The following is a 25,874-nucleotide window of genomic DNA, read 5'->3' on the forward strand; positions in this document are numbered from 1 at the left end:
ACTTTTATTGTAAACAAGTTCACAAAACATTTACACAGGTAAAAGTACCCTTTTAAGAGGTATATTATGGATTTTTTATCTTTATATCTAACTCTTTTTACCATAATAAAGATCCTCTTACATTTTATTAAAAAAATGCGTGAGAGGTTTTTTAGATTTGTATATAATAGTAGTAAAGAAAGAGGGGAAAGCATGAGCAATTTACAAACAGAATCACAGCAAGAACTTGAAGAGACGATGGAAACATCAGAACCTAATGTCACAGCTGAAACAGAGAGAACTCTTGATCACGTTTCATATTTCGGATACAGCCTTTTGCGTGACGTGTTAATTCCAGAGCTTCTTGGAGACGAAACGAATACCATTTCATACTGGGCAGGAAAACACCTTGCGCGGAAATACCCATTAAATACAATGGATGAAATCGTCGCTTTTTTTAAAGCAGCTTCCTGGGGAACACTGACGCTTGCAAAAAAAGATAAATATTCACTAGAGCTTGAGTTATCAGGTGATGTGGTCAGAAAAAGATTTCAGCAGGAAACTTGTTCGTTTCATCTTGAGTCAGGATTTGTGGCTGAACAGATTCAGCGTCAAAACAACTGCCTAACAGAAGCCTACTTAACACATAAAGAAAAGAACGGAAAAGTGCTGATTTCCGTGCAGTGGGACCGAAAAGATATTTTACCTACTGAAACACGCGCGGAGCGTTATAAAAAGTAGGAAATACGTATATATAAAAGACGTGGAGATACCACGTCTTTTTTCTCTTCTTTATACTTGCACTGCTTGCTGCTCTTCTAATTCAAATGCTACGTGAAGCGTCTCAACAGCTTTTACCATATCAGCGTGCGGTACAACTGTAGATACTTTAATTTCAGACGTGCTGACCATCTTCACTTCAATTTTCTCTCCTGCCAGCACTTCAAACATTTCGGCTGCAACGCCTGGATTAGAAATCATGCCAGAGCCGACAATTGATACTTTAGCTAGACCGCTTTCATGTTCAATACGCGTATATCCTAAAGTAGATTTATACTCTTTTAAGACGGCAAGAGCGGCGTCTACGTCTACGGTTTTAATAGAAAATGAGATAGAGAGACGATTATTAGCCGTTACGTTTTGAATAATAATGTCCACATTTAACTGTTCTTTTGCTAATGCTGTAAAAATAGTAGAAAGAGTTTGCAACTCGTTGTTTAACCCTTCAATTGTCACCCGTGAAATATTATCTTCAAACGCAATTCCTCTTACGACTAAGTTTTGTTCCATTGAAACTTCCTCCTCAACAATCGTTCCATTCTCGTTTTCTAAGCTTGAACGCACTTCTAGCGGTACCTGATAATTTTTTGCAAACTCAACAGCGCGCGGATGCAGCACCCCTGCTCCCAAATTGGCTAATTCTAACATTTCGTCATATGAAATAGAGTGAAGCTTACGAGCATCTTCTACATAGCGCGGATCTGTCGTAAACACTCCTGTTACGTCTGTATAAATATCACATTTTGCAGCTTTTAATGCTGCGGCAAGAGCTACTGCCGTCGTGTCAGAGCCGCCTCGACCTAATGTTGTAATGCTTCCATCTTCTGAACAGCCTTGGAATCCAGCTACTACCACGATTTGACCTCTATCTAATTGGCTTTGAATACGAGTCGTGTCAATGTGCTGGATTCGTGCATTGCTGTGAACTGCTTCCGTCTGGATACCAGCTTGCCAACCTGTTAGCGAAGTTGCTTCATGCCCTTTGCATTGAAGAGCCATTGTTAACAGGGAAATCGTCACTTGTTCTCCAGTTGTAAGAAGCATATCCATTTCGCGTTTGCTTGGACTGTCCGTAATATCACTTGCTAATTTCACCAGTGCATCTGTAGTTTTGCCCATTGCCGATACAACAACAACTACTTGGTTACCGCACTCTGCTTCTTGGATAACACGGTTTGCTACATGTTGGATACGTTCAACAGAACCAACAGATGTTCCACCAAATTTTTGAACGATTAATGCCATAATTTTGTTCATTCCTTTTCAATAAATTTGCATATGCAGGATGATGAGAAGCTAAATTTTTTTACTCAGACAATAAAAAAAGCAATGAGATGAGCTCTCATTGCTTAACGAACGAAAATTATAAAACATAACCGTCCACTGCCGTGAGATAGCTCTCCAAGAATCTACATCTTGACAATCCTACGTTTATTCAACGCAGAACCAGCAATCATTACTATGAGGTAATGTTCACTTCGGCAAATTTCCCTTTCCGCATCATTCATAAGAGCTCATACCCTTCCTGATACGTACTGATTAAATTTGCACCTCTATCTTCACTTCATTTGATGAAGTGTCGTATGAAATTAGTTAATAGCTTATCAAATATTTTCTATTATTTCAAGACTATTTTTGCAATGTTTCATAAATTTTTTCAGCAATGTTTTGAGGAAGACCTGAATTTCGAATATCTTCAACCGTTGCTTCTTTCAATTTTTTCACCGAACCAAAATACTTTAACAAGGCTTTTTTACGCTTTTCTCCAACTCCCGGAATGTCGTCCAGAACGGACTGGAAAGCGGACTTAGAGCGCACTTGACGGTGGAAGGTAATCGCAAAGCGGTGAACTTCATCTTGAATTCGCTGAAGCAAATAAAATTCTTGACTATTGCGTTCAAGCGGTATGATTTGAGGAGGCTCACCAATCATCAGGTTGGAGGTTCTGTGCTTATCATCTTTGACAAGACCTGCTGTAGGCACTAAAAGTCCCAATTCATTTTCGAGAACGTCCTGTACTGCAGCTAAATGCCCTTTTCCTCCATCTACAACAATTAAATCTGGAAGCGGAAGACCTTCTTTTAACGCTCTGGAATACCGTCTGCGAACTACTTCTCTCATGGAACTGTAATCATCTGGTCCCTTTACGGTCTTAATTTTATATTTGCGATATTCTTTCTTTTCCGGTTTCCCATCAACAAAAACAATCATCGCAGAAACTGGGTCTGTTCCTTGAATATTTGAATTATCAAATGCTTCAATCCGATAAGGAGCGGCAATTCCAAGCTCTTCTCCTAACCGTTCAACTGCGCCAACCGTGCGCTCTTCATCTCGTTCAATTAAATAGAATTTTTCACCGAGCGCAATTTTTGCATTTTTACACGCAAGTTCTACTAATTCTTTCTTTTTGCCTCGCTTTGGATGCTGAACCTCTACTTCTACTAATTTCTCAGCCAACTCTGCATCAATCGTTGCTGGAACCATCACTTCTTTTGGCTTAATATTTTTGGCATAAAACTGACCGATAAAAGTTAAGAAATCTTCTTCTGGCTCTTTATAAAAAGGAAACATAGAAACTTCTCGCTCAATTAATTTCCCTTGGCGAATAAAGAAAACTTGAACACACATCCAGCCTTTATCATAAGAATAGCCAAACACATCTCGATTAACAAAATCATTAAACGTTACTTTTTGCTTTTCCATTGTCGCTTCGATATGAGCAATTTGATCTCGATATTCTTTAGCCCGTTCAAAGTCAAGTTCTTCTGAAGCTTTTAACATTTTTTCAGTTAACTCTGTTTTGACATGCTCATATCCACCATTTAAAAACCGCGTGATATTTTCAATAATTTGTTTGTTTTGCTCTTCTTTTACTTCTTTTACGCAAGGAGCTAGACATTGCCCGATATGGTAATACAAACAAGGCCTGTCTGGCATGGTAGAGCACTTTCTTAGTGGATAAATGCGGTCAAGAAGCCGCTTTGTCTCATTTGCAGCTTGAACGTTAGGATAAGGACCGAAGTATTTCCCTTTATCTTTTTTTATTTTTCTTGTAATAACAAGCCGGGGCTGTTTTTCAGCTGTAATCTTAATAAAGGGATAGCCCTTATCATCTTTAAGCATGATATTGTATTTTGGATCATGCTTTTTAATTAAATTCATTTCTAAAATAAGCGCTTCTAAATTAGAAGATGTGACGATATATTCAAAATCGACAATGTCGTTTACAAGTCGCAGCGTCTTTCCGTCATGAGATCCGGTAAAGTAGGAGCGCACTCGATTTTTTAATACTTTTGCTTTTCCTACGTAAATGACCGTTCCATATTTATCTTTCATCAAGTAACAGCCGGGCTGATCCGGTAAAATAGCCAGCTTTTCTTTTAAATAATCGTTCATATTTTTCTCCTTCCTCTTCTCTTACTCTGTCCATCTATACATTCGCTTATGAAGCGTAACCTACATTCTTTCCTGCCTTACAATACATGCACATAAGCCGGATTTATGGCGGTGTTCCTTACATCTAGTATAAAACAAACGAACGCATATTCGCTAAATAAAAGTATTACCAAAAGAGAAAAAGTGGAGAAAAAGAAAAAACCTAGCCTGAGCTAGGTTTTGACTTACGCGTGTTTATTAATTAATTCTGTTAATGCTTCTTTTGGTTGGAAACCAACTACTTGGTCAACTTTCTCTCCATCTTTAAATAATACTAAAGTTGGGATACTCATAACACCAAATTTTCCAGCCGTTTCTTGGTTTTCATCAACGTCTACTTTCACGATTTTAACTTTATCGTTAAGTTCGCCATCGATTTCTTCAAGAACTGGAGCAATCATTTTACAAGGGCCACACCATGGGGCCCAAAAGTCAACAAGCACTAGGCCTGATTTAATTTCATCTGTAAAGTTTTTATCTGTAGCATGTGCAATAGCCATTTTAATTCCTCCTAAATATATGCAATATCCAAATTCTACTCACAGTATATCACCTTCAAATAAGGTTTGCTAACTTTTTGCTTACATTTATACTGTTTATTCTCCGCTCTAGTTTGTACAATTCACATAAAAACATACGTAGAAAATTTCGTTTTCCGTGAGGTTGAGACATAACGAAATGAATCCCATCTAAAGAAGAACAAATAGTATACAAGGGCTGAACCGCTTGTGACACCGCAGTTGATTTCTGTGCAAGACTTCGCTTTCCGCGCGAGTCTTCGCCTTGCCCTCCAATCAACTGCTAGAACGACCCACACACATGAAACCTACGTTTACCTCAACAAAAAAACGAACCACTAATCAAACATCTTGATCAATGGTTCGTTTTTCACTTCGTCTAAAATACTTTTGTCCCAGCCTCTTACGCAGACTGTACTTTCAGCTTTTTAAATTCTTCTGTTAGAAGAGGCACCACTTCAAATAAATCTCCAACGATTCCGTAATCAGCTACTTTAAAAATATTCGCCTCAGGATCTTTGTTAATGGCAACAATAATTTTTGAATTTGACATGCCAGCCAAATGCTGAATGGCTCCTGAGATTCCGCAGGCAATGTATAAATCTGGTGTGACTACTTTGCCCGTCTGACCGATCTGAAGAGAATAGTCGCAGTAATCTGCATCGCACGCTCCGCGAGATGCTCCAACAGCTCCATTTAACACGTCCGCTAGCTCTTGGAGAGGTCCAAAGCCTTCCGTGCTTTTTACACCTCGACCACCTGCAATCACGACTTTTGCTTCGGATAAATCAACCCCTTGCGTTGCTTTCCGTACAACTTCTTTTACAACTGTACGCAGGTTTTTGATTTCAACATTTAATTCCTCTACATCGCCTGTACGTCCCTCGTCTTTTGCAAGCGGTGAAATATTATTTGGACGAATGGTGACAAACGTAAAAGCATCGGTCATGATTTTCTTTTCAAATGCTTTACCAGAATAAATTGGGCGGGTGAAGACTACTTGATCGCCTCCAACTTCTACATTCGTCACATCGGAGATAAGTCCTTTGTCTAAGCGAGCTGCCAGTTTTGGCGCTAGGTCTTTGCCAAGAGCCGTATGGCCAAATACGATAGCTTCAGGCTGTTCACTTTCAATGATGGCTAATAACGCCTGAGCATAACCATCCGATGTGTAAGCAGCTAAATCTTCATGCTCCGTCACAACAACTTTATTCGCTCCGTACGCAATAAGCTCTTCACTTAAAGCTTTTACGTCCTTTCCTACTAACGCTGCAACAATTTCCCCACCGTCAGCTACAGTAGACGCCGCGGAAATCGCTTCAAACGATACGTTTCGTAATCCCCCATCACGTGCTTCTCCTAGAACTAACACTTTGCGTCCCATTGCAATACCCCCATTGTTTTGACTTTTAACTTATTAAATGACTTTTGCTTCTTTATGCAGTAAATTGACCAGTTCTGTCACTTGATCTTTTATATCTCCTTGTAATACGCGTCCTGCGTCTTTTTTCGGAGGCAAATAAATTTCAATTGTCTTTGTTTTTGCTTCTACATCATCTTCATCTAAATCTAAATCATCCAATTCCACTTCAACCAACGGTTTCTTCTTCGCTTTCATAATCCCTGGAAGAGATGGATAGCGAGGTTCGTTAAGTCCCTGCTGAGCTGTTACTAAAAGAGGAAGCGACGTTTCGATAACCTCAGAATCGCCTTCCACATCGCGTACAACAGTCACTTTTTCACCTTCGATATCCAATTTTGTAATCGTCGTAATATAAGGGATTTCTAACTGTTCTGCTACGCGCGGTCCCACTTGGCCCGAACCTCCGTCAATCGCTACGTTTCCTGCCAAAATCAAGTCAGGAGATTGTTCTTTTAAGTACTGTGCCAGCAGCCTAGAAGTCGTGTACTGATCGCCATCTTCTATGTCATCTTCCGTATTGATTAAAACCGCTTTATCTGCTCCCATAGCCAAAGCTGTTCGGAGTTCTTTTTCTGACTCTTCCCCTCCTACACTCACGACCGTAATCTCCCCGCCATGCTTTTCCTTTAGCTGAATAGCTTCTTCAACTGCATACTCATCGTAAGGATTAATAATAAATTCAGCCCCATCTTCAACAATTTGACCATTTTTTAAGGAAAGTTTCTCCTCTGTATCGAATGTTCTTTTTACTAACACGTAAATATTCATTCAATTCCCCTCCTAAGCTTATTTTCCTAAAAATTTAGGCTGGCGCTTTTCAATAAAAGCGGCTACGCCTTCTTGAGCATCCCGGCTTTTGAATACGCTTCCAAAAAACTGCGCTTCTTTTTTAATGCCGCTGTAGTAAGCATCTGTTTTTACATGCTGAAGCAGCTGCAAGGTAGCTTTAACAGAGATTGGGCTTTTTTTGGCAATTTTTCTAGCAAGTAAAAATGTTTCATTGATAAGCTGACTTTCTTCAAAAGCTGCATTTGCCAATCCTAACTCCACTGCCTCGCTTCCGGATATTGGATCACTTGTCAGCATCATCTCACAAGCCTTATGAACTCCTACATAACGAGGCAATCGCTGAGTTCCTCCAAACCCTGGTATAATTCCTAGCTGAAGCTCAGGCAAGCCCAGCTTAGCATTTTCCGTTACCAAACGGATATGGCAGCTCATAGCAAGCTCCAATCCTCCGCCTAAAGCAGCGCCATGAATAGCTGCAATAACTGGTTTTGGGTAATTTTCAATATACTCAAAGAGCCCTTGACCGTTAACAGCAAGCTTCTCATATTCTTTTTCCTGCTGAAGTGATGTGAATTCTTTTATATCAGCCCCGGCACAAAAGAATTTCCCTTCACCTTTAATGACGATAACCCTTGTCTCTTTACTATCTTCTAAATGTTTTAAAACACTTGAAAGATCTTTTAATAAATCTTGAGACAAAGCGTTAGCAGGTTGTCTATTCAACGTAATGAAGCTTATTGCATCAACAGTTTCAACCTGGATAATCTCCATTTGTTTACGCCACCCTTTCTTTCTATTTTCATTACCTTGCGCTTTTCCCCTCGCAGGGGAGCAGCAGGCTCACTTACGATTATGAGCCGCTGCAGCCGTTTAACAGCAGGGAATGGACTTTATCTACCGATTCTATTAGACCATATCGATGATCGTTCATTACCCATGTTGTGACAGTTTCATCAATCGTTCCAAAAATCATCTGTCGCGCAAGACGAATATCTATATTTTCAGAAAACTCACCCGTTTCGATTCCTGTCTGCAAAATAGAATCAATGAGAGTCAGATAATCTTTTAATACATCGTTAATTTTCAATCTTAAATCTTTGTTCGATTGACGCAGTTCGAGCTGTGTCACTGTAGCTAAATGATGATCCTCCGCTAGAAACGAAAAATGTTTGTCAATTAACACATGAAGTTTTTCTGCCGCGGTTTCAATTCCCGCCAGTTCTTCATAAATTTTTTCTACAAATTGTCCCATCTTCTCTTGAAACAAGGAAATCAAGACATCTTCTTTGTTTTTAAAATATAAATATATCGTACCGTCTGCAACTCCAGCCTGCTTAGCAATTTTAGAAACCTGAGCATTGTGGTATCCGTTTTCTGCTATTACTACTACAGCTGCATCGATAATCTGTTTATACTTTGGCTTATTTCTTCTCAATCTTATACGCTCCTTTAAAATATGAATGATTATTCATTCATATCTTTATAATAAAGAAACCGCAAGTATCTGTCAATTATGTTTCAGTAAAAAAATCAAAGGCGACGATCGATTACGTCGCCTTTTTATGCTTTTCATTTTCTTCATCAATCAGCGCTCGTCGCAGAATCTTACCGACCGCTGTTTTGGGAAGCTCATTTCGAAATTCATAAAGGCGCGGAACTTTATAAGCAGCTAAATACTTTCTAGAAAACTCATTTAACTCTTCTTCAGTACATCTTACACCATTTTTTAATACAATGTAAGCCTTCACCGTTTCTCCTCTATAGGGGTCAGGAACACCCACCACTACAGCTTCTTGAATTTTTTCATGCTCATATAATACTTCTTCAACTTCTCGAGGGTAGATATTATATCCCCCGGCAATAATAATATCTTTCTTCCGATCTACTACATAAAAATAACCTTTATCATCCATATAGCCAACATCACCTGTTAGCAACCATCCGTCTCGCATAACAGCCTCCGTTTCTTCAGGCTGCTTCCAATATCCTTTCATTACCTGAGGACCTTTAACCGCAATTTCGCCTACTTCGCTTACAGCAGCTTCTTTACCTGTTTCAAACGAGAGAATTTTGGCATCTGTGTCTGGCCAAGGCACTCCAATGCTTCCTGGTATTCTCTCTTTCCAAAGAAAATTAGCATGAGTAACAGGAGAGGTTTCCGTTAATCCATATCCTTCCACTAGTTTACCTCCGGTGAGCTTTTCAAACTGCTCCTGCACTTCCACAGGAAGTGGAGCCGAACCGCTCATACATGAATCAATAGAAGATAGGTTGTATTTTGCTAAATCAGGATGGTTTAATAATGCAATGTAAATTGTCGGAGCACCTGGAAATAAAGTAGGCTGCTGCTTATGAATGGTTTTGAGCGTCGTTTTTGCATCAAATTTAGGCAAAAGAACCATCTCATAGTTTTGCAAAACCGATAGAACAAGAACCGTTGTTAAACCATACACATGAAAAAATGGGATAATTCCAAGCACTTTTTCTTCTCCATGCCTGCAGCGGTATAACCAATGTGAACACATCGTTGCATTGGCTACCAAGTTTTTATGAGTAAGCATGACTCCTTTTGGAAAACCTGTTGTTCCCCCGGTGTATTGTAAAATCGCGATATCTTCGTCTGAAATTCGCTCAGCTTTACATACTGCGGGAGAGGATTCATTTATAATACGTTTAAATAAATGAGTAGTCTCCGTATGACTCACATCCACGTTTATCTTCTGCTGCTTGCGCTGAATAAATGGATAGATTATGTTTTTGGGAAATGGGAGATAATCTTGAATAGAGGTGATGACTACGTGCCTTATCCTTGTTAACGCTTTCATTTTTACTACACGCGGATATAGCAAATCGAGTGCAATAATCATGGTCGCTTCTGAATCATTAAGCTGATACTCTAACTCTCTTTCCGTATACAAAGGGTTTGTTTGAACGACTACTCCTCCGGCAAGAAGAACAGCATAAAAGGAAATGACAGCTTGAGGGCAATTTGGAAGCATAATGGCTACTCTATCCCCTCTTTTTAATCCCAGTTCAATAAGGTAAGACGACAGCTTCAGAGAATCTTGATGCAGCTGGGAAAACGTCATTTTTTTCCCTAGAAAATAGATTGCGCTTTTTTTAGGATCCTTTTGAACTGCTTCTTCAAAAAGCTGTGCTAAATTTTTTTGTTCATAATGAAGCCTAGCAGGTATTTCATCCGGATATTGAGAAAGCCATATCTTTTCGGTGGATTCCACACGCATCCTCTCCCTCAAAAAAATAAAAAATTAGAATTTTCTAATTAAAATTATAGTTCATTCTTTTTTTAGATGCAATCGTTATTGAATGTTCTCTTTCCTACCTAATCACTCTTTCATCCTGCAGCGTAATAAATAAAAATTGGATTTTACTCCTGTACATTATCCGAATTTTTTGTATATATAAAAATTAGATTTTTTTAAGGAGCTGTATGAATTGACAACAACATTGACTAAAGGACCGTTCAAAGCAGATCACGTTGGAAGCTTTTTGCGTCCCGAGCGTATCAAGCAAGCACGATTACAAGTGGAAAACGGGGAAATGACAAAGAAACAGCTTCGAGCAATTGAAGATGAAGAAATTCGTAAGCTCGTAGAAAAGCAAAAGCAAATTGGATTAAAAGCCGTCACAGACGGTGAGTTTCGCCGTGCGTGGTGGCACTTTGATTTTCTGTCAGAGCTTGTTGGCGTAGAACTTTACGAAGCAGAGGCGGGAATTCAGTTTCACGGGGTCCAAACAAAAGCTCACGGTATAAAAGTGACTGGAAAACTAGATTTTAATCACCACCCTATGATTGAAGATTATAAATTTCTTCATCAAGCTGCTGGAAAGGAACACGTAGCTAAGTTCACCATTCCAAGTCCTAATATGCTGTTTTTCAGAGGTCATATTGAAGAGTCTGCTTACTCGGATACCGATGTATTTTTTGCTGATTTAGTTAACACATATCAAAAAGCCATTCAAGCATTTTATGATGCCGGATGCCGCTATTTACAGTTAGATGATACTGCGTGGGCAGTCTTTTTCTCAGAAAAAGGACAAGAACAAATCGCTTCAAAAGGTTTCACGCCCCAAGAATTACTGAAACTTTTTACGGATGCTATCAATGAATCCATTGCGCATAAGCCAGACGATATGGTCATTACAATGCATATTTGCAGAGGGAATTTCCAGTCTACTTATACAGCAAGCGGCGGTTATGAAAATGCGTCAAAAGCTATTTTCAGTCAGTTAAACGTAGATGGACTATTTTTAGAATTTGATGATGAACGCTCAGGAGGATTCGAACCTCTTCGACATGTAAAGCGAGATGATCTTCAGATTGTCCTTGGTCTTATCACATCAAAATTTGGAGATTTAGAAGATCCTGAAGCAGTGAAAAAACGAATTGCTGAAGCGGCAGAATTTGTTTCTCTTGATCAAATTTGTTTAAGTCCCCAGTGCGGATTTGCTTCTACAGAAGAAGGAAATTTACTTACTAAAGAGCAGCAGTGGGATAAAGTAAAGCACGTGATTTCAATTGCTGAAGACGTATGGAAGTAATCATTAAAAAAGCTGACCTGCTTTAAGGTCAGCTTTTTTGCTGTCATCATAATGTTAGGAAAAGCTATATAGATAAATAGATAAGACCAATAAGCATAAACACTCCGCATAAAACGAGTAAAATTTTCGCTAACTTCTCCATCACTCTCTCCTATCCTATCCCTGCTCCTATTACATAGGACATACCGATTGAAATAACAAGTGAAATAAACCCAACGGCTCTGTTATCTTGTTCAATTTCATCATCGATTCGAAATTTTGGCGTCAAAAATTCGAAAATAAAATAGCTGACTAGTAAAAGAACGAACCCATATATTCCCCATCCGAGCATTCTTAACAAATTGTCGTTATGCTCAATCGAATAGCGAAAAATATTAGCTAATCCAAATATTTTCCCACCTGTTGCCATCGCAACAGCCATATTTCCTTTTTGAATCTCTTCCCAATTCTTATACTTAGTAACGAGCTCAAACACAACAAGAAAGACGACAATGCTCAAGACAACCACGCTGTAATAAGCGGCAGATTCAATATACGGGTCTTTCCAAAAATCCCTCATTTTTGCATCACTCCTAATTTATATTACACTTCACGTAATGAACTGACAGGTCTCTTTCCTTTACTTGTATCGTTCTTAAAAGAGATAGAAAACCCAGCATAGTCCATGAGCCATGTCGGATTTTCTATCTTCATATATGCTTGTTCAGCCCATCGACTGACACCTTTGTTTCAGCGTTCTTTTATTTAAATTCCACAACCGTAACGCCAGAACCTCCTTCAGAAGCCTCTCCGAAACGAATATTTTTAACAGAACGATGATTTTTCAAATATTCCTGTACGCCTTTACGAAGAGCTCCAGTTCCTTTACCGTGGATAATCGAAACGCGCGGATAGTTGGCTAACAAAGCATCATCAATATATTTTTCAACTCGAATCAGCGCATTTTCATAGCGCTCTCCTCTTAAATCCAGTTCTAGATTTACATGATAATCTTTTCCCTTTACCGTAGCAAGCGGCTTCGTTTCTACAGGTTTTGGGGAACTGATATATTCGAGATCTTTTTCTTTCACCTTCATTTTCATGATTCCCATTTGTACTTGCCATTCATTATTGCTTACTCGTTCTACAAGCGTTCCTTTTTGTCCCCAGCTCAAGACTTTCACTTCATCTCCAGCTTGAAGAGTGCGCTCTTGTTTTTTCGGCGCAGCCGGTTTCTTTTTACTTTTTTCAAGAGTTGGAACTGCATCTTCTAGACGCTTACGCGCTTCAATCAATTCATGCTCTTTTACAAGCGCATGATTTTTTTGACTCATTTTACGCAAATTGCTAATGATTTTCTCTGCTTCTTCAGATGCTGCTTTAACTGTGGCTTGAGCTTTTTCTTCAGCTTTTTCGTACAGCTTATCTCGTTTTTCATTAAACTCAATAATCTGACTCTGTAATTCTTTATGAAGTTTCTGAGCCTCTTTTCTTAGCTCTTCAGCTTCTTCTAGCTCGTGTTCAGACTGACGGCGGCTATCTTCAAGAGAGGCAATCATATTTTCTACTTTATTTGTTTCTGAGCCAATATAGCCTTTGGCACGTTCAATTACTTCAGCACTTAAACCTAAACGTCTTGAAATCTCAAAAGCATTGCTTCGGCCCGGTACACCAATCAGCAGCTTGTAAGTAGGGCTCAATGTTTCAATATCGAACTCTACGCTAGCATTGACCACTCCTTCACGGTTATAGCCGTACGCCTTTAATTCAGGATAGTGAGTAGTCGCAACTACGCGAGCGCCTTTTTCATATACTTGATCTAAAATCGAAATCGCAAGCGCTGCACCTTCTTGAGGATCCGTTCCTGCTCCCAATTCATCGAACAAAACCAGACTTTCGTGATCTACTTTTTGTAAAATATCTACAATGTTGACCATATGAGATGAAAAGGTACTCAAACTTTGTTCAATCGACTGCTCATCTCCAATATCAGCAAATACGTGCTTAAACACAGCCATTTCCGATCCATCCAGCGCAGGAATCTGCAAACCTGCTTGAGCCATTAACGTAAATAATCCAAGTGTTTTTAACGTTACGGTTTTACCGCCGGTATTTGGCCCTGTAATAACGATAGACGTATATTGATCACCTAGCTCAATATCATTAGCAACGACGTCTTCCTGTGCGATAAGAGGATGTTTTGCCTTCACTAACTTAATATAGCCTCGGTCGTTCATTTTAGGTTTTGAAGCTTTTAGCTCATGGCTATAGCGCCCTTTAGCAAACATGAAGTCCAGCTCACCTAACAGATACACGTTTTGACGGAGTTCATTTGCCACTTCCGCTACCTGAACGGTTAAAGCAATGAGAATACGCTCAATTTCTTGTTTTTCTTTTACTTTTGCTTCTTGAAGCTCATTGTTTAACGTCACAATCGCCTGCGGCTCAATAAATAAAGTTGCTCCGGATGAAGACTGATCGTGCACAATGCCTCCATACGCACTGCGATATTCTTGCTTAACAGGAATAACAAAACGTTCGTTTCGAATGGTAACAATTGCATCTGACAACATTTTTTGAGCAGACGAGGAGCGAATAAGGCTTTCTAGCTTTTCGCGAATACGAGACTCCGTTGAGCGAAGTTTTTGACGAATGCCTCTTAGCTGGTCGCTTGCACCGTCTAGCACTGTACCATTCTCATCAATACTCATTTTAATTGTTTGTTCTACCTCAGGAAGAGGCATTAGTTTTTCGATATGTTCAGTTATAATTGAAAGCTGTAAATCTTCGTCTTCCACTACTTGCTCGATAAATTGCTTGACTTGTCTTGCAGCATAAATAGTGCTTGCTACATCAAGAAGTTCATTAGAGCTTAGCGTTCCCCCAATTTCAGCGCGCTTCACGCTAGGTCGAACGTCAAAAATGCCCCCTAGCGGTACGTTGCCACGCAATCGCAGCACGGTTGTAGCTTCATCTGTTGCTTCCTGCCATTTGACTACTTCTTCATACTGAGTCGAGGGAATCAAATTCGCTACTTTTTCTCGGCCTAAAGAAGAAGCTACTTTTTTCTGAAGCTGTTCCTTAACTTTATTAAACTCTAGTACATGAAAAATACGTGATTGCAAAACTGATTCCTCCTGTTGCTTATTTATGTCGATTTAAAAAGGCGGTTAATTCTTTGAGACTATACGTATTTAATACCGTTTCTGGTTTAAGCCAGCCTTTAATTCCCGTAGATATTCCAATTTCCATATGCTCTAGCATGTCTAGATTGTGAGCATCTGTATTAATAGCAATTTTAACTCCTGCCTCTTGGGCTTTTTTTATGTGCTCAGCGGCTAAATCTAAACGGTTTGGATTCGCGTTTAGTTCAAGAGCCGTTTTTGTTTCTTTAGCTAATTCAATCAGCATATCAATATCTACATCATATCCGTTGCGGCGACCAATCAAACGACCCGTCGGATGAGCGATTAAATCCACATGAACATTGTTTAACGCTTGTTTTAAGCGATTCATAATTTCTTCGCGTGATTGCGAAAAACTAGAGTGAATGGACGCAATAACAAAATCTAGCTCAGCTAGCATTTCATCATTATAATCAAGTGTTGCATCAGGCAAAATATCCATTTCAATTCCTGCTAGTATTGTAAAATCATCGAACTGTGCGTTTAAACGATTAATTTCTTCACGCTGTTTACGAATGCGTTCAGGCGTTAGACCGTTAGCTACTTTTAAATACTGAGAATGGTCTGTAATCGCCATGTACTCATAGCCTCGCGCGCGACATGCTTCCGCCATTTCTTCAATCGAATACGCCCCGTCGCTCCACGCGGAGTGCATATGCAAATCACCTTTTACGGCACCGTAGGTCACAAGCGTTTGAGGCTTTATAAATACATCTACTTCCGTTCCATCTTCACGAAGTTCCGGCGGAATAAAAGACAGCCCAAAATGTTCATAGAATGCTTGTTCAGACTCAAAAGTCATGACTTCGCCTGTCTCCGCATTTTCAACGCCATACTCGCTAATTTTTTCACCGCGTTCTTTTGCTAATTGACGCATACGCACATTATGGTCTTTTGATCCTGTAAAATGGTGCAGCGTTGTGGCAAACGCTTTATCTTCTACAAGACGAAAATCCACAGACACATCGTACTCATAGGCTAACGTTACCGATACTTTTGTATCTCCATTTGCAATAATATCCTTCACATTTGGCAGCGATACTAGCTGTTCACGGACAGCATGAGGCTCAGCTGTTGAAATAATAAAATCAAGATCTTTTACGGTTTCCCTCATGCGGCGAATGCTCCCTGCTTGAGAAAAACGCTCAATGCTATGCATCTGTTTAAGAGCTTCTAAAATTTCTTCGGCTATTGGAAGCATAAAAGCAAGAGGCAAACGATCAGGACGCTTCCCAAACTCTTCAATAGCAGCGATAATTTTTTCTTCTGTCTTTTTACCAAAACCGCTTAGTCCCTGCACTCGATTTTCCATACAGGCCTGATGCAGTGATTCCATATCTCGAATATCTAGCTCTTTATATAATTTAGCGATTTTTTTACCTCCAAGCCCCGGCAGCTTAAGCAAAGGAATAAGTCCTTCAGGAACTTCTTGCTTTAGTTCTTCTAATACGCTTGACTCATTTGTTTCCATATACTCTGTAATGACTGCAGCCGTTCCTTTTCCAATCCCTTGGAGCTTTGTAAAATCCTCAAGCTCTGTCAGCGTTCTTTCGTCCGTTTCTAGCGCTGCAGCTGCTTTTCGAAAAGCAGAAATTTTAAAAGGGTTATCTCCTTTTAATTCCATATATGTAGCAATTGTTTCTAACAATTTAATAATATCCTTTTTATTCATCTCTTTTCACCAGCCTATTATCATAATAACGAAACTTTCAAAAACATGATGAGTGACATATGTACTCTCTCAAATTTTCATCTAGACATACTTTTATCCTCGTGAAAACCGCAGGTCAGACTGCGATAAAAAAAGAGGGTATCTCAAAAGTATTATGACACTTTCGACACACCCTCTCAACAAGCTATTGTAATTTCATTACATTACACCATACTGAGTCCACAAATCTTGAATCGCAGACGATAAGTATGGAGTATTTTGTACGATATTGATTGCAATTGAAGACTGTTGAATTGGCGTTTGAATTTCACTTACAGGAATCACGGCTCCAATGTATAACAAAATAAAAACGATGATATACACTTCAACGAATCCAAGTGCACCTCCGCCCCATTTATTTAACTGGCGCAGAATTGGCAGTTCGGTTAAAGCCGTTAAAACAGAGCCTGCAAGGCGAAGTACAATGTGAGTAGCAAAAAATAAAATCGCAAATGCAATCATTCGATAAAAAGCGTCTTCTATCGTTCCAGAATCAAATACAAACGATGCGACACTTTGCTGCTGAATATTGTCCGGAAACGGGATCAACAAGCGAAGTCGGCTTGCCAAATCTCCACTAAACATATAAGCGACGATAAACGAAACCGCAAAACTGACAATATGAATGAGCTGCAAAATAAATCCTCTTTTAAGACCTGTTACAAAGCCTAAAAGAAGCAATATAATTAAAATGATATTAAGCATTGACTCAGTCATTCCTCTTTTCCATAAAGTTTTTGTTCAAGTCTCTCATAATCTTCTTTCAGTTTTATATATTCGTGTACAGCATTCACAGCTGTTAATACTGCTAATTTATTGATATCTAAAGAAGGGTTTTTAGTACTGATTTCACGCATTTTTTCATCCACTATAGAGGCGACAAGTCGAATATGGCTTGTACTTTCGCTACCGACGATGCTGTACTGCTGACCAAAGATGTCAACTGTCGCACGTGTTTTATCTTGTCTTGACACGAGAAAATCCTCCGTTCCACGAAAAATCCTAATCCCTATCATACCACGAAGAAGACTTCAATGGAAACATATCTATATTTAAGCTATCATAAGGGATAGTGCTTATAAAGTAAACTAAAATACCCCGAAAGGAGTGAAGGATTATGTCACATGCTGTTATTAAGGTATCAGCTAATCAAATAGCTAAAATGAAGCTTCATTACACATCCTATCTACAGCCCAAACTGCCGCAGGGAAGTATTTTTTCGGCTAAAACTCCCGGCTGTTCTATCACTGCGTACCGCTCTGGAAAAGTACTTTTTCAAGGAAAAGAAGCTGAAACAGAAGCGGCTAAGTGGGGAGGCTCTTTAGATGCTGCGAAAAAGTCTCCTGTCTCACACCTCCCATCAAACTTCAGCTCACTATCGGTCATCGGTTCTGACGAAGTAGGGACGGGAGATTATTTTGGTCCTATGACCGTAGTTGCTGCCTATGTTCAAAAAGAGCAGCTTCCTTTGTTAAAAGAATTAGGAGTACGAGATTCAAAAGAGTTAACGGATGCTAAAATTATTGAAATTGCCAAGCAGCTTGTTTCGTTTATTCCCTATAGTTTGCTTGTTTTACATAATGAAAAGTATAATGCATTTCAAGAAAAAGGCATGTCACAAGGTAAAATGAAAGCTCTGTTACACAACAAAGCTTTATCCAACGTGTTAAAAAAATTGGATCCTGAAAAACCCGATGCCATTTTAATTGACCAGTTTGTCGAAAAAAACACCTATTATAAACACGTGGTAAAGGAAAAAGAAATTATCAAAGAAAATGTCTTTTTCAGCACAAAAGGAGAAAGCGTTCATTTATCTGTAGCTGCTGCTTCCATTATTGCCAGATACGCATTTTTAAAACAAATGGATTTGCTGACGGAAAAGACCGGGATGGTTATTCCTCGCGGAGCTGGCGCACAAGTTGATATCGCCGCTGCTAAAATCATTAAGAAACATGGCGTGAATGCGCTGAACTCTTTAGCTAAAATTCATTTTGCTAATACAGAAAAAGCTTTAAAATTAGCTAAAAAATAAGAGATGCGGAAATCCACATCTCTTTTCTTATTCTTATGAACGAAGCGTTGCACCAAATTCTTTTTCTACAGTCTCTAACACTGCACCATGTGCTTTTGCTACTTCTTCATCAGTTAATGTACGTTCAGGATCTAAGTAACGTAAAGAGAAAGCTACAGATTTCTTGCCTTCTTCCATACGCTCTCCTTCATATAGATCAAATATCGTCACGTCTTTTAAAAGTTCTCCGCCCGCCGCATAGATGACGCGCTGAACTTCTCCTGCAAGAACATTTTTATCTACAACAAGTGCAATATCACGTGTAATAGATGGGAATCTTGGAATGGCTGAATAACGAACTTCTTCGACATCTGCAGCTAATAGCTCTTGAAGGTGTAATTCAAATACGTATGTTTCACGAAGACCATACTGTTTCTGAGCAACAGGATGAACTTGACCTACGTATCCAATTTCTTTTTCATCTAACCATACAGCCGCTGTACGTCCAGGGTGCATACCGTCTTTTTTAACGGGAGCATATGAGATTCGTTTCTCTAAACCAAGCTGTGCAAATAACCCTTCTAGTACACCTTTAATCACATAGAAATCAACGACTTTCTTTTCACCTTGCCAGCCGTGAGCATGCCATAGACCCGTGATTGCACCAGCTGCGCGCTCCTGCTCATCCGGTAATTCTCCTTCACCTTTAGATAAGAACACTGAGCCTGTTTCGTATAGCGCAATAGAATCCGACTGACGAGCATTATTATGCTTCACTGCTTCTAGCAAATGAGGCACTAAGCTTTGACGAAGGATGCTGCGATCTTCACTCATCGGCATTGCTAAACCAATCGTACTTGTTGCATTTAGTGCAAACTGAGTAGCTTTTTCAGCGCTCGTTAACGAATATGTTGTTGTTTGTGCTAGTCCCGCACCTTCTAAGAAACGGCGAACTTTACGGCGTCCAAGCTGATACTCTGTTAGTTTTCCTGGAGTTGCCACTGTTACAGGAAGCGTTGTAGGAAGGTTGTCATAGCCATACATACGCGCTATTTCCTCGACGATATCTTCTTCAATTGTAATATCGCCTCTACGAGTTGGCACTGTTACAACAATGGTTTCGTCTTCCACTTTGTTTTCAAATTGAAGACGGTTCATAATGTCTTGTACTTCTTCCATTGATAGCTCTGTACCAAGCACGTCGTTAATACGTCCAAGTGACACAGCTACAACAGCAGGTTCCACAGTTAGTGTATCTACTTCTACAGTACCGCTTACCACTTCACCTGAAGCGTATTCAGCCATTAATTCTGCTGCGCGGTCAGCAGCTACACGCGTACGGTTAGGATCAATTCCTTTTTCAAAACGAGCGCTTGCCTCACTGCGAAGACCGTGGTCTTTTGAAGCTTGGCGAACCGTTAAACCTTTGAAGTAAGCTGATTCAATGAGAACATTTACCGTATCGTCTTTTACTTCGGAGTTCGCTCCGCCCATTACACCTGCAAGAGCTACCGGCTCACTTCCGTTTGTAATGACAAGCTGATTGCCTTTTAATACGCGCTCTTGGTCATCAAGTGTTACAAACTTCTCGCCTTCTGACGCGTGACGTACAACAATTTCTTTTGAACCAAGACGATCATAGTCAAAAGCATGCAGCGGCTGGCCGTATTCAAGCAAAATATAGTTGGTAATATCAACAACGTTGTTATGAGGTCGAATACCAGCTGCCATTAAACGCGTTTGCATCCATAATGGTGACGGAGCAATTTTTACGTTTTTCACAACGCGCGCTACGTAAAGCGGATTGTCTTCTTTTGCCTCTACTTTAACGGAAATATAATCAGCTGCTTGCTCATCAGACGTTTGCACGTTTACTGACGGATACTTCACTTCACGACGTAAAATAGCAGCCACTTCATGTGCTACACCTAACATACTTAAGCAGTCTGAACGGTTTGGTGTTAGCCCTAGTTCTAATACTTCATCGTTTAAGTTTAATGCATCTAGTGCATCCGCTCCTACTTCAGCATCGCTTGGGAACACGAAGATGCCTTCTTGATAATCTTTTGCCACAAGCTTGCTTTCAATGCCAAGCTCTTGAAGAGAACAAATCATACCGTTCGATTCTTCACCGCGAAGCTTAGCACGCTTGATTTTAAAGTTACCTGGAAGTACAGCTCCCACTTTTGCAACCGCTACTTTTTGACCTTGTGCCACGTTCAGTGCTCCGCACACGATTTGAACGATTTCTCCTCCGCCAAGATCTACTTGACAGCGGCTTAATTTATCAGCATTTGGATGCTGTTCACGTTCTACAACGTGACCAATTACCACTCCGCTGATGCCTTTATTTAAGCTTTCTACACCTTCAACTTCAATTCCACTTTTTGTGATTTTATCTGCTAACTCTTCTGCCGTTACGCCTGATAAGTCAACATACTCTTGTAACCAACGATAAGATACAAACATCGTAGTCCCTCCTTTATACTTGTTTAAATTGATCTAAGAAACGAACATCATTTGTATAGAAATGACGAATATCATCCACGCCGTGTTTTAACATAGCAATACGCTCTACACCGATTCCAAAAGCAAACCCACGATATTTAGTTGAATCGTATCCAGCCATTTCAAGGACATTTGGATGAACCATGCCTGCTCCTAAAATTTCAATCCAGCCTGTTTGTTTACATACATTACAGCCTTTACCTCCACATTTTGCACATGATACGTCTACTTCTACAGACGGCTCAGTGAATGGGAAGAAACTTGGACGAAGACGAATTTCACGGTCTGCACCGAACATCTTTTTCACAAATACTTCAAGCGTGCCTTTTAAATCGCTCATACGAATGTTTTCGTCTACTACAAGACCTTCAATTTGCATGAATTGATGAGAATGCGTAGCATCATCGTCATCGCGGCGGTACACTTTACCTGGGCAAATAATTTTAACAGGTCCTTTGCCTTCATTCTTGTTCATAACACGAGCTTGAACAGTTGATGTATGCGTACGAAGAAGCGTTTCTTCCGTAATATAGAACGTATCTTGCATATCACGCGCGGGGTGACCTTTTGGCAAGTTCAGCGCTTCGAAATTATAGTAGTCCTGCTCTACTTCCGGTCCTTCTGCTACTTCATAGCCCATTCCTAAGAATAAATCTTCTACTTCTTCAACCACGCTTGTTAGCGGGTGATGCGTACCTGCTTTAACAGGGCGTCCTGGCAGCGTTACGTCGATTGTTTCTGAAGCAAGTTTACGCTCTACCTCAGCTGCTTCTAACGCCGTTTGTTTTTCTTCAATTTTGGATGCAATAGCTTCACGCACTTCATTTGCAAGTGCTCCCATTACAGGACGCTCTTCAGCTGAAAGTTTTCCCATACCGCGAAGTACTTCTGTGATAGGGCCTTTCTTTCCTAAATAAGCTACGCGCACGTCGTTTAATTCTTTCAAAGCACTTGCTGCTTCGACTTTTGCAATTGCTTCTTGTTGAAGTTCTTGTAAACGTTCTTTCATCACTTATTCCTCCTTTTAACATAAAAAATGACAAATAAAAAAACCTCCTCCCAAAAAAGGGACGAGGATTAGTCGCGTTACCACCCTTGTTAACTATATACACAGACGTATACAGTTCACTTCATTCAAGTTAACGGAATCTCCGGAACACCTTTACATCTATATAAGATGGTCTAAGTGTCAACTCAAGAGGTGAATTCACTTATTACATTTATAAAAATGCTTTCAGTCGAGGCATTTTCTCCCTGCATAAACGGACATAAGCTACTGCTCTCTTTCATCGTTTTTTACATATGTAACTATTGTATTATTATAGTGAAAACACGTTCTCGATGCAACTACATTCCGCGTAAATAATAAAGTAAGATTCCAGAAGCGATGGCAACATTTAGCGACTCGCTCTTTCCATAGATGGGAATGTACAGATTCTGATCCGTTTGTTCCAGCACTTTCTCGCTTATGCCGTTTCCTTCATTCCCTACAATCAGCGCAAATTCGTTTGAAGGTTTTACGCATGTGTAGACCTTTCCATTTTGTAGCGACGTGCCGTAAACTGCTATTCCTCTTTCTTTTAACAGTGAAATCATTTCGAGTAAATCACCTTTTACAATTGGAAGGTGAAAAATAGCTCCTTGCGTTGAACGCACGACTTTTGGGTTGTACACATCCACGCTGCCCTCTCCAACGATAATAGCCTCCACTCCGGCAGCATCAGCGGTTCGAATAATCGTACCTAGGTTACCTGGATCTTGCACCGCATCTAAAAGCAATACTTTCTGTGCTGTATGAATGATTTCTGCATGCTTCGTTTGAAAACACACAGCGATAATTCCTTGAGGTGTTTCTGTGTCAGATAATAATTTGATTATTGCTTCGTTTACAACGGTTATTTCGATACCATCTATGTTCCACTGTGCTGGCACTTCGATCGATTCGCGTATAATTAGTTCCTTTACGCAATCCTTATTTTTGATAGCTTCTTCGACTAAATGAAAGCCTTCTACCATAAAAAGGCCCTGCTTATCACGGTCTTTTTTATTATGCAGCTTTTTCCACGCTTTTACCTGCGGATTTTTAACTGAATCAATTTGTTTCACAAACATAACTCCTTTATCTATACAAAAATAAATAGTTCGATTACATTTTGCTCAATAATCATTAGATAAGTTTCACTTTATTGTACATAGAAATCGCAAAGAAAACAAAAACTATTGGTAACTTTACGATAGCTGAGGTGAAAATGATGGATCTTAATTTACGAAATGCTGTTATTGCAAACGTTTCAGGAAACTCAAAAGAAGAACTTGAAGCTACAATTTCTGACGCTATTCAAAGCGGTGAAGAAAAAATGCTCCCTGGACTTGGTGTTTTATTTGAAGTGCTTTGGGAAAAGTCTCCAGAATCAGAAAAAGAAGAAATTCTGACAACACTTGAAAACGGTTTAAAATAAATAGCCTTTTCCTATGTACAACAAAAAGCTCATTCTCCTAGGAGAATGAGCTTTTTTTAACTATACGTAATTGCGTTCACCGTATTTCGGTCTAAGCGTTTAATTACTTCGGCAATTAATTTAACTGCATTTTCATAATCATCACGATGAAGCATCGCTGCATGAGAATGGATATAACGAGTTGCGATCGTAATCGAAAGTGCTGGCACCCCGTTAGCTGAAATATGGATAGAACCTGAGTCCGTACCGCCTCCAGCGATTGCATCAAATTGATATGGAATATTTAATTCATCTGCCACATCTACCACTGTATCTCGAAGTCCTTTATGAGAAACCATGGAAGCATCATATAAAATGATTTGCGGACCATCTCCCATTTTAGAAGATGCTTCTTTATCAGAAACACCAGGTGTATCTCCAGCGATACCGACATCAACAGCAAATGCAATATCCGGTTCAATAAAGTTAGCGGATGTTTTTGCACCTCTAAGTCCAACTTCTTCTTGCACCGTTCCTACACCATACACAACATTTTCATGTGTTTCATTTTTTAAAGCTTTTAATACATCGATAGCGATTGCACAGCCAATACGGTTATCCCATGCTTTCGCTAGCAGCATCTTTTCGTTGTTCATAACCGTAAATTCGAAATAAGGCACAACCTGATCACCAGGTTTCACTCCCCACTCCGCTACTTCTTCTCTGCTAGAGGCACCAATATCGATGAACATATCTTTAATGTCAACTGGCTTTTTACGAACTTCTGGAGGCAGGATATGAGGAGGCTTTGAGCCAATAATCCCCGTTACCTCTCCTTTAGATGTAACGATGGTTACGCGTTGAGCAAGCATAACTTGAGACCACCATCCGCCTACCGTTTGAAAACGAATAAAGCCGCGTTCATCAATTTGAGTCACCATAAAGCCTACTTCATCTAAGTGACCGGCTACCATAATTTTAGGCCCTTGTTCGTTGCCCACTTTTTTTGCAATCAAACTGCCTAGCCCATCGGTCGTTACTTCATCTGCATAAGGTGCAATATATTTCTTCATAACCTCACGCGGTTCACGCTCATTGCCAGGAATTCCTTTTGCATCTGTTAGTGCTTTAAGCATCATCAATGTTTCATCTAACTTTGTCATATGGATTACCCCTTTCATATGTATACCTCTATTATAGCTAAAAAGAGGTTGAAGTAAAATTTCCCATCCCTTTATTTCTAGTATCCTTGTTCTTGGCGTTTAAAATTCACTTCATTTTTTGAGATGTACGCCTTTTCAATATGTTCAGCGGAAAAACCAAACATATCGCCAAGCGTCATGTAAGATACAAACATGTCCACATAGTTTTCTTTCGACTGATCCTGCTCGAAAGCAGCAACTTGTGCAAATACCTGTAAAAATTGTGCTGTTTTTGAATCACTTGCTTTTGCATTTGGTAACTCAGTTAAATCATCGTATCCTTTTTCAATCCCTAAAGAAAGGATAAAATGTACGCCGTCCACAAATTCTTCTAAAATAACAGCGTCTTCAGCCGGAGGTTTGACGCTCCAAAATTTGAAGCATCGCGTTTCGTTTGCCAGTTCTCCCATTTCGACAAGCAGTGCTAAAAGCTTTCTCGGAATCAAATCTTCCTTATGAAGCTCATGCTTATCCTCTATATGCTGATCCAGCTGGCGCTGCATGGTAAATAGCTGTTGTAAATTCAATGTAATCACTCCTGTAATTATGTATATCTTCTTCTTTTTAAACCAATAAAGAAATTATATCAAAAATCATGAAACTTTTTAGAAACTCGAACGTAAAGTAAGAAAACTGTGCCTTGTAAAGGAGGGAGCGTTATGTTTGTTATTGTTATCGTTCGCGTGTTCATTTTCGCGCTTGTTGCTTACACACTATTAAAGCTGGTTCAGCATTTTCGCAGTCCAAAGCGGAAGCTTGTAGCAGCTCAGGAACATCAGCAATTTTTTGTCGTTGACGAAAAAACGAATATCCGCAAAAATTTTCTACTAACGTATAAAGGTATTTTATTTGAAGGAGAAAAATACAGCAATCCCAATGAACCAGAATCTTTGTCAATTACAATGGTGTTAACAGATCCATCTCGATTACATGAACTGCAAAAACAAGATTTCAAGCTGATGGAAAGCCACGTACACGACATGTATCCAAATGCTCCTATTCGCTGGAAAAGCCCCGTTCGAGAATTTTTACACTGAGCACAAAATCATTTGTGCTCAGCTGATAACAAAAAAGAAAAGTAAATCAAGAGCAGCAAGAATAGGAAAACCTACTGTAAACGATGTGTGCTTCGTTTTATGACGATAGCAATACATACCAATCAGTCCTCCAAGAGCTCCTCCGATAGCAGCTACCGTCCACAATGTGCTTTCGGCAATTCTCCACTCATGTCTTTTCGCTTTTTGTTTATCTCTATACATCATTCCTACCCCTACTATATTAATAACAATAAAATAGGTAAGCAGCAGTTCATTCATGATATGTCCTCCGATAGCAAAAAAAGCCTCATCATCT

General features: G+C 39.6%; 25 protein-coding genes, 1 riboswitch and 1 other annotated feature. Of the genes, 5 read left to right on the top strand and 20 right to left on the bottom strand.

Translation table 11 applies throughout. The features are described from left to right. The first annotated feature begins 192 nt into the window (after positions 1 to 192). The gene (locus tag Q5794_RS24225) at positions 193 to 720 is read left to right on the top strand and encodes a YslB family protein (protein ID WP_192995661.1); all 528 of its coding nucleotides are present in this window, start codon (positions 193 to 195) and stop codon (positions 718 to 720) included. A gap of 51 nt (positions 721 to 771) precedes the next feature. Here the strand turns inward: Q5794_RS24225 and Q5794_RS24230 are convergent, their stop codons facing one another. The 9 genes from Q5794_RS24230 to Q5794_RS24270 all read right to left on the bottom strand — a co-directional run bounded on the left by Q5794_RS24230 (position 772) and on the right by Q5794_RS24270 (position 10,169). Next, on the bottom strand, positions 772 to 2,004 hold the full coding sequence (locus Q5794_RS24230) for an aspartate kinase (protein WP_214984221.1): 1,233 nt from the start codon (positions 2,002 to 2,004) through the stop codon (positions 772 to 774). 141 nt (positions 2,005 to 2,145) lie between these two features. Beyond that, positions 2,146 to 2,323, bottom strand: a riboswitch (Lysine riboswitch). A 65-nt stretch (positions 2,324 to 2,388) separates the two neighbouring features. After that, complete coding sequence (gene uvrC, locus Q5794_RS24235; protein ID WP_214984220.1) at positions 2,389 to 4,155, bottom strand: excinuclease ABC subunit UvrC; 1,767 nt, start codon at positions 4,153 to 4,155, stop codon at positions 2,389 to 2,391. 224 nt (positions 4,156 to 4,379) lie between these two features. Beyond that, the gene (gene trxA, locus Q5794_RS24240) at positions 4,380 to 4,694 is read right to left on the bottom strand and encodes a thioredoxin (RefSeq protein ID WP_013059404.1); all 315 of its coding nucleotides are present in this window, start codon (positions 4,692 to 4,694) and stop codon (positions 4,380 to 4,382) included. Positions 4,695 to 4,749: 55 nt separating this feature from the next. Further along, positions 4,750 to 4,992 carry a hypothetical protein gene (locus tag Q5794_RS24245; protein WP_192995655.1) on the bottom strand — a complete coding sequence of 81 codons (243 nt, stop codon included), beginning with the start codon at positions 4,990 to 4,992 and terminating at the stop codon, positions 4,750 to 4,752. Between the two features lie 123 nt (positions 4,993 to 5,115). Further along, positions 5,116 to 6,096 (bottom strand): electron transfer flavoprotein subunit alpha/FixB family protein, encoded by a 981-nt coding sequence (locus Q5794_RS24250; protein WP_374988490.1) that lies wholly within the window; start codon positions 6,094 to 6,096, stop codon positions 5,116 to 5,118. A gap of 33 nt (positions 6,097 to 6,129) precedes the next feature. Continuing rightward, the gene (locus tag Q5794_RS24255; RefSeq protein WP_016765685.1) at positions 6,130 to 6,903 is read right to left on the bottom strand and encodes an electron transfer flavoprotein subunit beta/FixA family protein; all 774 of its coding nucleotides are present in this window, start codon (positions 6,901 to 6,903) and stop codon (positions 6,130 to 6,132) included. Between the two features lie 18 nt (positions 6,904 to 6,921). Beyond that, positions 6,922 to 7,695 carry an enoyl-CoA hydratase gene (locus Q5794_RS24260; protein ID WP_192995653.1) on the bottom strand — a complete coding sequence of 258 codons (774 nt, stop codon included), beginning with the start codon at positions 7,693 to 7,695 and terminating at the stop codon, positions 6,922 to 6,924. Between the two features lie 79 nt (positions 7,696 to 7,774). Then, entirely contained in the window at positions 7,775 to 8,359 is a 585-nt protein-coding gene (locus tag Q5794_RS24265; protein ID WP_013059408.1) for a TetR/AcrR family transcriptional regulator, read from the bottom strand. 112 nt (positions 8,360 to 8,471) lie between these two features. After that, complete coding sequence (locus tag Q5794_RS24270; protein ID WP_192995651.1) at positions 8,472 to 10,169, bottom strand: AMP-binding protein; 1,698 nt, start codon at positions 10,167 to 10,169, stop codon at positions 8,472 to 8,474. A gap of 211 nt (positions 10,170 to 10,380) precedes the next feature. Here Q5794_RS24270 and Q5794_RS24275 point away from each other — a divergent pair, with 211 nt between their 5' ends. Beyond that, positions 10,381 to 11,487, top strand: a complete 1,107-nt coding sequence (locus tag Q5794_RS24275) for a 5-methyltetrahydropteroyltriglutamate--homocysteine S-methyltransferase (RefSeq protein WP_374988491.1) — start codon at positions 10,381 to 10,383, stop codon at positions 11,485 to 11,487. A 151-nt stretch (positions 11,488 to 11,638) separates the two neighbouring features. On the opposite strand, the gene Q5794_RS24280 is transcribed toward Q5794_RS24275, so the two are convergent. From Q5794_RS24280 to zapA, 5 genes are all read right to left on the bottom strand, one after another. Then, positions 11,639 to 12,046: a DUF350 domain-containing protein gene (locus Q5794_RS24280; RefSeq protein ID WP_013059411.1), complete on the bottom strand. Its 408-nt coding sequence runs from the start codon at positions 12,044 to 12,046 to the stop codon at positions 11,639 to 11,641. Between the two features lie 181 nt (positions 12,047 to 12,227). Continuing rightward, on the bottom strand, positions 12,228 to 14,591 hold the full coding sequence (locus Q5794_RS24285; protein ID WP_214984217.1) for an endonuclease MutS2: 2,364 nt from the start codon (positions 14,589 to 14,591) through the stop codon (positions 12,228 to 12,230). A gap of 19 nt (positions 14,592 to 14,610) precedes the next feature. Further along, on the bottom strand, positions 14,611 to 16,323 hold the full coding sequence (gene polX / locus Q5794_RS24290) for a DNA polymerase/3'-5' exonuclease PolX (RefSeq protein ID WP_374988492.1): 1,713 nt from the start codon (positions 16,321 to 16,323) through the stop codon (positions 14,611 to 14,613). A 198-nt stretch (positions 16,324 to 16,521) separates the two neighbouring features. Then, the gene (locus Q5794_RS24295; RefSeq protein ID WP_013059414.1) at positions 16,522 to 17,067 is read right to left on the bottom strand and encodes a CvpA family protein; all 546 of its coding nucleotides are present in this window, start codon (positions 17,065 to 17,067) and stop codon (positions 16,522 to 16,524) included. An 8-nt stretch (positions 17,068 to 17,075) separates the two neighbouring features. After that, positions 17,076 to 17,336, bottom strand: coding sequence for a cell division protein ZapA (zapA, locus tag Q5794_RS24300; RefSeq protein WP_013059415.1), 261 nt, complete (start codon positions 17,334 to 17,336; stop codon positions 17,076 to 17,078). 143 nt (positions 17,337 to 17,479) lie between these two features. On the opposite strand from zapA, the gene rnhC reads away from it, so the two are divergent. Continuing rightward, positions 17,480 to 18,394, top strand: a complete 915-nt coding sequence (rnhC, locus tag Q5794_RS24305; protein ID WP_268575308.1) for a ribonuclease HIII — start codon at positions 17,480 to 17,482, stop codon at positions 18,392 to 18,394. Between the two features lie 33 nt (positions 18,395 to 18,427). Here the strand turns inward: rnhC and pheT are convergent, their stop codons facing one another. From pheT to Q5794_RS24320, 3 genes are all read right to left on the bottom strand, one after another. Beyond that, the gene (pheT, locus tag Q5794_RS24310) at positions 18,428 to 20,842 is read right to left on the bottom strand and encodes a phenylalanine--tRNA ligase subunit beta (RefSeq protein ID WP_374988493.1); all 2,415 of its coding nucleotides are present in this window, start codon (positions 20,840 to 20,842) and stop codon (positions 18,428 to 18,430) included. 13 nt (positions 20,843 to 20,855) lie between these two features. Continuing rightward, on the bottom strand, positions 20,856 to 21,890 hold the full coding sequence (pheS, locus tag Q5794_RS24315; protein ID WP_014458064.1) for a phenylalanine--tRNA ligase subunit alpha: 1,035 nt from the start codon (positions 21,888 to 21,890) through the stop codon (positions 20,856 to 20,858). 54 nt (positions 21,891 to 21,944) lie between these two features. Then, positions 21,945 to 22,180 (bottom strand) — a binding site (T-box leader). 48 nt (positions 22,181 to 22,228) lie between these two features. Beyond that, positions 22,229 to 22,993 carry a TrmH family RNA methyltransferase gene (locus tag Q5794_RS24320; protein WP_374988494.1) on the bottom strand — a complete coding sequence of 255 codons (765 nt, stop codon included), beginning with the start codon at positions 22,991 to 22,993 and terminating at the stop codon, positions 22,229 to 22,231. Positions 22,994 to 23,133: 140 nt separating this feature from the next. On the opposite strand from Q5794_RS24320, the gene sspI reads away from it, so the two are divergent. Next, a complete protein-coding gene (sspI, locus tag Q5794_RS24325; protein WP_013059420.1) occupies positions 23,134 to 23,340 on the top strand; it encodes a small acid-soluble spore protein SspI in 207 nt (68 codons plus the stop codon). Between the two features lie 56 nt (positions 23,341 to 23,396). On the opposite strand, the gene Q5794_RS24330 is transcribed toward sspI, so the two are convergent. Together Q5794_RS24330 and Q5794_RS24335 are read right to left on the bottom strand one after the other, a co-directional pair. Beyond that, a complete protein-coding gene (locus tag Q5794_RS24330) occupies positions 23,397 to 24,482 on the bottom strand; it encodes a M42 family metallopeptidase (protein WP_214984212.1) in 1,086 nt (361 codons plus the stop codon). A gap of 77 nt (positions 24,483 to 24,559) precedes the next feature. Next, entirely contained in the window at positions 24,560 to 25,048 is a 489-nt protein-coding gene (locus tag Q5794_RS24335) for a dUTP diphosphatase (protein ID WP_025750644.1), read from the bottom strand. Between the two features lie 132 nt (positions 25,049 to 25,180). Here Q5794_RS24335 and Q5794_RS24340 point away from each other — a divergent pair, with 132 nt between their 5' ends. Beyond that, the gene (locus tag Q5794_RS24340; RefSeq protein WP_214984211.1) at positions 25,181 to 25,558 is read left to right on the top strand and encodes a hypothetical protein; all 378 of its coding nucleotides are present in this window, start codon (positions 25,181 to 25,183) and stop codon (positions 25,556 to 25,558) included. An 18-nt stretch (positions 25,559 to 25,576) separates the two neighbouring features. Here Q5794_RS24340 and Q5794_RS24345 read toward each other — a convergent pair whose 3' ends face one another. Continuing rightward, on the bottom strand, positions 25,577 to 25,837 hold the full coding sequence (locus Q5794_RS24345) for a DUF1294 domain-containing protein (RefSeq protein ID WP_013059424.1): 261 nt from the start codon (positions 25,835 to 25,837) through the stop codon (positions 25,577 to 25,579). Positions 25,838 to 25,874 lie beyond the last annotated feature (37 nt).

The sequence above is a fragment of the Priestia megaterium genome (genome assembly GCF_041941685.1).
In the GTDB taxonomy this organism is placed as follows: domain Bacteria; phylum Bacillota; class Bacilli; order Bacillales; family Bacillaceae_H; genus Priestia; species Priestia megaterium_C.

Excerpts from the sequence above, each read along its gene's own strand:
- Q5794_RS24340 (WP_214984211.1), top strand. The coding sequence starts at position 25,181 with ATGTTTGTTATTGTTATCGTTCGCGTGTTCATTTTCGCGCTTGTTGCT.
- Q5794_RS24330 (WP_214984212.1), bottom strand. The coding sequence starts at position 24,482 with ATGACAAAGTTAGATGAAACATTGATGATGCTTAAAGCACTAACAGAT.
- uvrC (WP_214984220.1), bottom strand. The coding sequence starts at position 4,155 with ATGAACGATTATTTAAAAGAAAAGCTGGCTATTTTACCGGATCAGCCC.
- Q5794_RS24250 (WP_374988490.1), bottom strand. The coding sequence starts at position 6,096 with ATGGGACGCAAAGTGTTAGTTCTAGGAGAAGCACGTGATGGGGGATTA.
- Q5794_RS24345 (WP_013059424.1), bottom strand. The coding sequence starts at position 25,837 with ATGAATGAACTGCTGCTTACCTATTTTATTGTTATTAATATAGTAGGG.
- Q5794_RS24260 (WP_192995653.1), bottom strand. The coding sequence starts at position 7,695 with ATGGAGATTATCCAGGTTGAAACTGTTGATGCAATAAGCTTCATTACG.
- Q5794_RS24270 (WP_192995651.1), bottom strand. The coding sequence starts at position 10,169 with ATGCGTGTGGAATCCACCGAAAAGATATGGCTTTCTCAATATCCGGAT.
- Q5794_RS24295 (WP_013059414.1), bottom strand. The coding sequence starts at position 17,067 with ATGCTTAATATCATTTTAATTATATTGCTTCTTTTAGGCTTTGTAACA.
- trxA (WP_013059404.1), bottom strand. The coding sequence starts at position 4,694 with ATGGCTATTGCACATGCTACAGATAAAAACTTTACAGATGAAATTAAA.
- Q5794_RS24230 (WP_214984221.1), bottom strand. The coding sequence starts at position 2,004 with ATGGCATTAATCGTTCAAAAATTTGGTGGAACATCTGTTGGTTCTGTT.
- pheS (WP_014458064.1), bottom strand. The coding sequence starts at position 21,890 with ATGAAAGAACGTTTACAAGAACTTCAACAAGAAGCAATTGCAAAAGTC.
- Q5794_RS24255 (WP_016765685.1), bottom strand. The coding sequence starts at position 6,903 with ATGAATATTTACGTGTTAGTAAAAAGAACATTCGATACAGAGGAGAAA.
- polX (WP_374988492.1), bottom strand. The coding sequence starts at position 16,323 with ATGAATAAAAAGGATATTATTAAATTGTTAGAAACAATTGCTACATAT.
- sspI (WP_013059420.1), top strand. The coding sequence starts at position 23,134 with ATGGATCTTAATTTACGAAATGCTGTTATTGCAAACGTTTCAGGAAAC.
- pheT (WP_374988493.1), bottom strand. The coding sequence starts at position 20,842 with ATGTTTGTATCTTATCGTTGGTTACAAGAGTATGTTGACTTATCAGGC.
- Q5794_RS24225 (WP_192995661.1), top strand. The coding sequence starts at position 193 with ATGAGCAATTTACAAACAGAATCACAGCAAGAACTTGAAGAGACGATG.
- Q5794_RS24280 (WP_013059411.1), bottom strand. The coding sequence starts at position 12,046 with ATGAGGGATTTTTGGAAAGACCCGTATATTGAATCTGCCGCTTATTAC.
- Q5794_RS24320 (WP_374988494.1), bottom strand. The coding sequence starts at position 22,993 with ATGTTTGTGAAACAAATTGATTCAGTTAAAAATCCGCAGGTAAAAGCG.
- rnhC (WP_268575308.1), top strand. The coding sequence starts at position 17,480 with ATGTCACATGCTGTTATTAAGGTATCAGCTAATCAAATAGCTAAAATG.